This is a genomic window from Gordonia sp. DT30 (assembly GCF_049844915.1).
Classification (GTDB): domain Bacteria; phylum Actinomycetota; class Actinomycetes; order Mycobacteriales; family Mycobacteriaceae; genus Gordonia.
In genome coordinates this window covers 1-5,753 of the sequence record NZ_JBNCLY010000044.1, presented here as the reverse complement: position 1 = coordinate 5,753, position 5,753 = coordinate 1, and the positions used below count along the sequence as shown (strand labels likewise).

7 protein-coding genes and 1 pseudogene are annotated in these 5,753 nt (G+C 61.8%); all 8 read left to right on the top strand.

Annotated features, from left to right (window positions below; translation table 11 throughout):
* Positions 1 to 321, top strand: a 321-nt coding sequence (locus ACLQ3C_RS21290; RefSeq protein ID WP_425707090.1) for a hypothetical protein, incomplete at its 5' end; no start/stop codon positions are given.
* Positions 321 to 1,019 carry a hypothetical protein gene (locus tag ACLQ3C_RS21285; RefSeq protein WP_425707089.1) on the top strand — a complete coding sequence of 233 codons (699 nt, stop codon included), beginning with the start codon at positions 321 to 323 and terminating at the stop codon, positions 1,017 to 1,019. The genes ACLQ3C_RS21290 and ACLQ3C_RS21285, both read left to right, overlap by 1 nt.
* A 100-nt stretch (positions 1,020 to 1,119) precedes the next feature.
* Complete coding sequence (locus ACLQ3C_RS21280; protein ID WP_425707088.1) at positions 1,120 to 1,644, top strand: hypothetical protein; 525 nt, start codon at positions 1,120 to 1,122, stop codon at positions 1,642 to 1,644.
* Positions 1,644 to 2,342 carry a hypothetical protein gene (locus ACLQ3C_RS21275; RefSeq protein WP_425707087.1) on the top strand — a complete coding sequence of 233 codons (699 nt, stop codon included), beginning with the start codon at positions 1,644 to 1,646 and terminating at the stop codon, positions 2,340 to 2,342. Before ACLQ3C_RS21280 ends, ACLQ3C_RS21275 begins: the two co-directional genes overlap by 1 nt.
* 233 nt (positions 2,343 to 2,575) lie before the next feature.
* Entirely contained in the window at positions 2,576 to 3,715 is a 1,140-nt protein-coding gene (locus ACLQ3C_RS21270; RefSeq protein ID WP_425707086.1) for a toxin glutamine deamidase domain-containing protein, read from the top strand.
* Between the two features lie 103 nt (positions 3,716 to 3,818).
* Positions 3,819 to 5,057, top strand: a complete 1,239-nt coding sequence (locus ACLQ3C_RS21265; RefSeq protein ID WP_425707085.1) for an IS256 family transposase — start codon at positions 3,819 to 3,821, stop codon at positions 5,055 to 5,057.
* Positions 5,058 to 5,165: 108 nt separating this feature from the next.
* Positions 5,166 to 5,426 (top strand): hypothetical protein, encoded by a 261-nt coding sequence (locus tag ACLQ3C_RS21260; RefSeq protein ID WP_425707084.1) that lies wholly within the window; start codon positions 5,166 to 5,168, stop codon positions 5,424 to 5,426.
* Positions 5,426 to 5,753: pseudogene (locus ACLQ3C_RS21255) on the top strand (hypothetical protein); the annotation flags it as partial. The gene ACLQ3C_RS21260 and the pseudogene ACLQ3C_RS21255, both read left to right, overlap by 1 nt.

Here is a 5,753-nt window from a genome sequence, read left to right as displayed (position 1 = left end):
CAGGGGTTGCGCAACATGTTCGCCCAGGATGGGCATTTCAATATGGTGCCGTATCGGGTGATGGAAAACGAGTGGTCTGATTTCGCCCGGTACGGAGCGCGGGTGGAGGTGGAGATCAAACTGAAAGCGCCAGTTGTGGGCGAGCGGCCGGAAAAGATCTCGGTCATCGGCAAGGCGTACTCGGCGAAGTCAAACGTGTTACTCAAGGATGTCAAACTGAAGCAGAAATTCGCTAATAACTCATCGCAGGGCTATAAGCGCCAGTACTTCAAGAAGCAGATTCTGGCGATGGTTGCGGCAGCAGAGAGGAGCGTACATTGATGGCTGAGTTGGAAGATCTGTTACGCGAATTGGGTTCGGAGCTTGCGGAGATTGTGGTGAATGCCACCGGGCACCTGGCAGAGGGGCCGTGGGATCGATATATGTCGATTGAGCATTTCAGCCCTGGCCATAGCGCCGGCACGGATACGGCGTGGGTGGGGCGCGATGAGATCTACGGTCGGCCGACCGAAATCTCGATGATGGATATGAAGCGATTCGATGCCGTGGTGGAGGAGTTTCGTCGTGATTTTCCGGTTCCTTTGTGGTTGTTTGATGCGTTGGTGTTGGTGGTGGATCGGGAGCCGGTGCGGGGTGTGGTGCATGTGGTGTGTGGGGATGTGGCGGCGGGTTTTGAGGCGTCGATGGCGACGGCGGGGCAGGTGAAGGGTCGGGCGATTGAGATGTTTGCGGATTTGTCGGAGCCGTCGGTGGTGTGTGGGCGTCCGATTGTGGTGGCCGACGGCGCGTCGGCGGTGGTTCGGGTGGCGGCGTTTGTGGAAGGGAGTCCGGTGCGGGGGTTTGTGGTGGAGGATGCGGTGGTGTCTCGGGTGGATGGTGGGTGGCGGGTGTTTGTGCGGGATCGGCCGGGTGAGTTTCGGCTCGATCGGACATATTTTTTGGTGGCTGATGATGGTCGGGTGTTTGCGGTGTCGTCGGGGGAGCCACCGGCGGATGCGGTCACAAGGTTGTTGGGGTAGCAGGTTATCTTCCGGTGGGGGGTGGGGTTTTTCGGTGTGAGGTCGAGTCGGGGTGCTGCCGCTTCATAGTGAGCCGACGACGGGTGTCGGTGGTAACGAGTTGACGTTGATCACGGCGGTCGGGGAGAACGGGTTGGAGGTGCCGGTGGGTGGCAAGGTGGTGATCGGTGAGGTGTTCGATCGGGTGGATCGGCCGTCGGCGGAAGTGTCCGCGCAGCGGATTGCTGCGTCGGGGCAGGGTGTGCAGGAGGTGTTCGAGGGTGATCAGGGTGGGCATGTGTTCGGGTTCCGGTTCGTGCTGGCCCAGGGGTTGCGCAACATGTTCGCCCAGGACGGGCATTTCAATATGGTGCCGTATCGGGTGATGGAAAACGAGTGGTCCGACTTCGCCCGGTACGGGGCGCGGGTGGAGGTGGAGATCGATCTGGATGCGCCGGTTGTGGGGGAGAGATCGGATGTGATTTCCGTGCGCGGTAAAGCGTACTCGGCAAGATCGAATGTCTTGCTACAAAAGGTTAAGATAAACGATACATTTCGTAATGACTCATCGCAGCAGTATAAGCGTCAGTACTTTAAGAAGGAGATTCTGGCGATGGTTGCAGCAGCAGAGCGAGGCGAGAGTTGATGGCTGAGTTGGAAGATCTGTTACGCGAATTGGGTACGGAGCTTGCGGACATAGTGGTGAATTCCACCGGAAGTTTGTCGGAGGGGCCGTGGGATCGGTATATGACTGTTGATCATTTCAGTCCTGGTCACAAAGTCGGCACCGAAGCGGTGTGGGTGGGGAGCGAGGAGATTGTCGATCGCTCGGCCGACATCTCTATGCAGGATTTTAAGCTACTTAACCGGCGGGTGCGGGAGTTTCGTCGTGATTTTCCGGTTCCTTTGTGGTTGTTTGATGGGTTGGTGTTGGTGGTGGATCGGGAGCCGGTGCGGGGTGTGGTGCATGTGGTGTGTGGGGATGTGGCGGCGGGGTTTGAGGCGTCGATGGCGACGGCGGGGCAGGTGCAGGATCGGGCGGCGGCGATGTTTTTGGGGCTGTCGGAGCCGTCGGTGGTGTGTGGGCGTCCGATTGTGGTGGCGGATGGGGCGTCGGCGGTGGTTCGGGTGGCGGCGTTTGTGGAAGGGAGTCCGGTGTCGGGGTTTGTGGTGGAGGATGCGGTGGTGTCTCGGGTGGATGGTGGGTGGCGGGTGTTTGTGCGGGATCGGCCGGGTGAGTTTCGGCTCGATCGGACATATTTTTTGGTGGCTGATGATGGTCGCGTGTTTGCGGTGTCGTCGGGGGAGCCGCCGGCGGATTCGGTGGCCAGGTTGTTGGGGTAGCGGGCTATTGCGGTGGGGATTGGGGGCCGATGGATTCGGTGTGGGGTGAATCCGATTTCGTCGACGTTGGTGAGGTTTTGGTGTAGCAGGGGTGTCGACGACGGTGTTGTCGGTGTGCTCGTGGTTGGGGGTGTCGATGAGGTCGGCGGCCGCGGCGGGCGGCCCCGGAACCTGGTCGGGCGGGGGTGTCGGATGCTGGTGGTGCGCGGTCGCCGCGTGTTGCGGGTGAGCCGGTGGCCACACCGGCGGGCGAGGATGGCGGTCCTGCGGGTGGGGATGTCTCCGGCTCGCAGTTCGGTGGCGCCGGTGTGGCATCTGGTGGCCATGCCGCCGGCGGGGAGCGTTACGTACCGGAGTCGGGTGAGGAGACGTGTGCTGCTGACGTCGTCGATTATCTGTCGGAGACGACGGGCGGGGAGTTCGTGTTGCCGCATGAGCCGACCGCGAAGGGGATTCCGGCGCGGGATTTGTTCGAGGCGGTCGGTTCGGAGGCGGGTGCGGAGTCGTATGGCGGTATCCATGACACGTTGCTCGGTTTGGGTGATGGTGCGCAGGCGCTGATCGCGTCGCGGTGGGCTGCTGATGGGGAGGGGTTGGGGGGTCACGCCTATGTGGCGGTGAATGACGGTGGGGTGGTGCATCTGGTGGATTCGATCACCGGTGCGCGGTTGGGGTGGCCGCCGCATTGGGGTGAACAGAACGTCGGTGTGGTGGTTGCGGGCTACTTCCACCCTGATGGCTCTGCGGTGCACCCGTTGGTGGGGGAGGCGGGTTTGCATGCGGCGTTCGAGGTGGGTGAGGTCGGTGCGGGTCCGCGGTCACGGTGGTTGGACCCGGGGCGTGGTGAGCCGGTCGGTGTGATCGATCGCCCGGATCTGGGGGTGGGTGCTGAGGGGACGCCGGTCCGGGAGAAAGTGTTCGAGGAGTGGACTGCGCGTATCGAGCCGAGGCTCGATCCGGCGGGGTTGGGTAGGGAGCATCCTGATTTTCGGGAGGTGGCGCGGCATGAGCGTGAGGTGGAATATCCGGTGGGTACCCATCCGGTGTATCCGGAGCATCGGGTGTTCGAGACGACGACGGGTGTCGGTGGTAACGAGTTGACGATGATCACGGCGGTCGGGGAGAACGGGTTGGAGGTGCCGGTGGGTGGCAAGGTGGTGATCGGTGAGGTGTTCGATCGGGTGGATCGGCCGTCGGCGGAAGTGTCCGCGCAGCGGATTGCTGCGTCGGGGCAGGGTGTGCAGGAGGTGTTCGAGGGTGATCAGGGTGGGCACGTGTTCGGGTTCCGGTTCGTGCTGGCCCAGGGGTTGCGCAACATGTTCGCCCAGGAGGGTAAGTCCCCTGGGGTGGTGGGGTTTCGGGGCTGGATCTGAGCTTGGGTCGCCGGGGCGCGTGTCGCTGTGGTGACTGGGGCGGGCCATCGCGTAGTGGTCTATGAGTTACCGACCAAAGTGACTCATGGAAGGACACGACGCGATGACCCAGGACCATTCTGCCTTGCTGGCACGGATTGACGAACTGGCGGCGATGCCGGAGACGATGATGTCGGAGTTGATCCGGCACGGCCTGCAGGAGTTGATCGAGGCCGAACTGTCGGCGGCGATCGGGGCTGGCCGCTACGAACGCGCAGAGGGGCGCACGACCCACCGCAACGGGCACCGGAACAAGACCATCACGACCGCGGCCGGTGATATCGAGGTGAAGATCCCCAAACTGCGGGAGGGCTCGTTCTTCCCGCAGCTGCTCGAGCGGCGCCGGCGGATCGACCAGGCCTTGCATGCGGTGGTCATGGAGGCCTACGTGCACGGGGCGTCCACCCGCAACGTCGACAACCTGGTCAAGGCACTCGGCGGAGAGACCGGCATCTCCAAATCCGAGGTGTCACGGATCTGTGGGGACCTCGATAAGCAGGTCACCGCGTTCCGCGAACGCAGGCTGGCTCATGTCGAGTTTCCGTATGTGTTCCTCGATGCCACCTACTGCAAGGTCCGTGTCGGTGCGCACGTGGTCTCCCGGGCGATGGTCGTGGCGATCGGGGTCACCATGGACGGGACCCGGGAAGTGCTCGGTACGTCGGTCGGCGACAGCGAATCGTTCGAGTACTGGAATGAGTTCCTGCAGAGTCTGCGTGCGCGTGGCCTGTCGGGGGTGCACGTGGTGATCTCTGATGCCCATGCCGGTCTCAAGGCCGCGATCGGACGGCAGTTCACCGGCGCGGCGTGGCAGCGGTGCCGGGTGCATTTCATGCGTAACGTCGCCGCGAAGGTGTCGGCCAAGCATATGCCTCCGGTACTGGCGGCGATCAAGACGATCTTCGCGCACACCGAGGCTGATGCTGTTGCCTCGCAGTGGGATTCGGTGACCGACATGCTCGACAAACAGTTCCCGGCGGTCGCGGACATGATGCGGGCGGCGAAGGCCGATGTGCTCGCGTTCAGTGAGTTCCCGAAGACACATTGGCAGAAGATCTGGTCCAACAACCCGATCGAGCGGTTGAACAAGGAGATCAAACGCCGCGCCGATGTGGTCGAGATCTTCCCCAACGATGCCGCGTTCCTACGCCTGGCGACCGCCGTGGTGATGGAGCAACACGATGAATGGCAAGTCGGGCGCCGCTACCTCTCTGAGACGTCGATGACCGAACTGAGGAAAGTGATCAAAGCCAAACAACACGCTGAAGCCAAAGCGCTTGCCGCCACCGAACCAACCGACTAACTTCACACACGACTCGTAGATCGCTCACGCGAAGCAGATCCGAAGTCCACCACTACATGGGGCACTGTCGCCCAGGACGGGCATTTCAACATGGTGCCGTATCGGGTGATGGAAAACGAGTGGTCCGACTTCGCCCGGTACGGGGCGCGGGTGGAGGTGGAGATCGATCTGGATGCGCCGGTTGTGGGCGAGCGGCCGGAAAAGATTTCGGTCCGAGGTGAGGCATACTCGGCGAAGTCAAACATTCTGCTCAAAAAAGTTGAGCTGGAGCAGGTCTTCGGTAACGATTCATCGCAGGGCTATAAGCGCCAGTACTTCAAGAAGCAGATTCTGGCGATGGTTGCGGCAGCAGAGAGAGGCGTACATTGATGGCTGAGTTGGAAGATCTGTTACGCGAATTGGGTTCGGAGCTTGCGGAGATTGTGGTGAATGCCACCGGGCGCCTGGCGGAGGGGCCGTGGGACAGGTATATGAAAGTGGACCATTTCAGTCCAGGTCACAGAGTAGGCACACATGCGGTATGGGTGGGCGGCGAGGAGATTGTTGATCGGTCGACTCGAATCTCGATGATGGATATGAAGCGATTCGATGCCGTGGTGGAGGAGTTTCGTCGTGATTTTCCGGTTCCTTTGTGGTTGTTTGATGCGTTGGTGTTGGTGGTGGATCGGGAGCCGGTGCGGGGTGTGGTGCATGTGG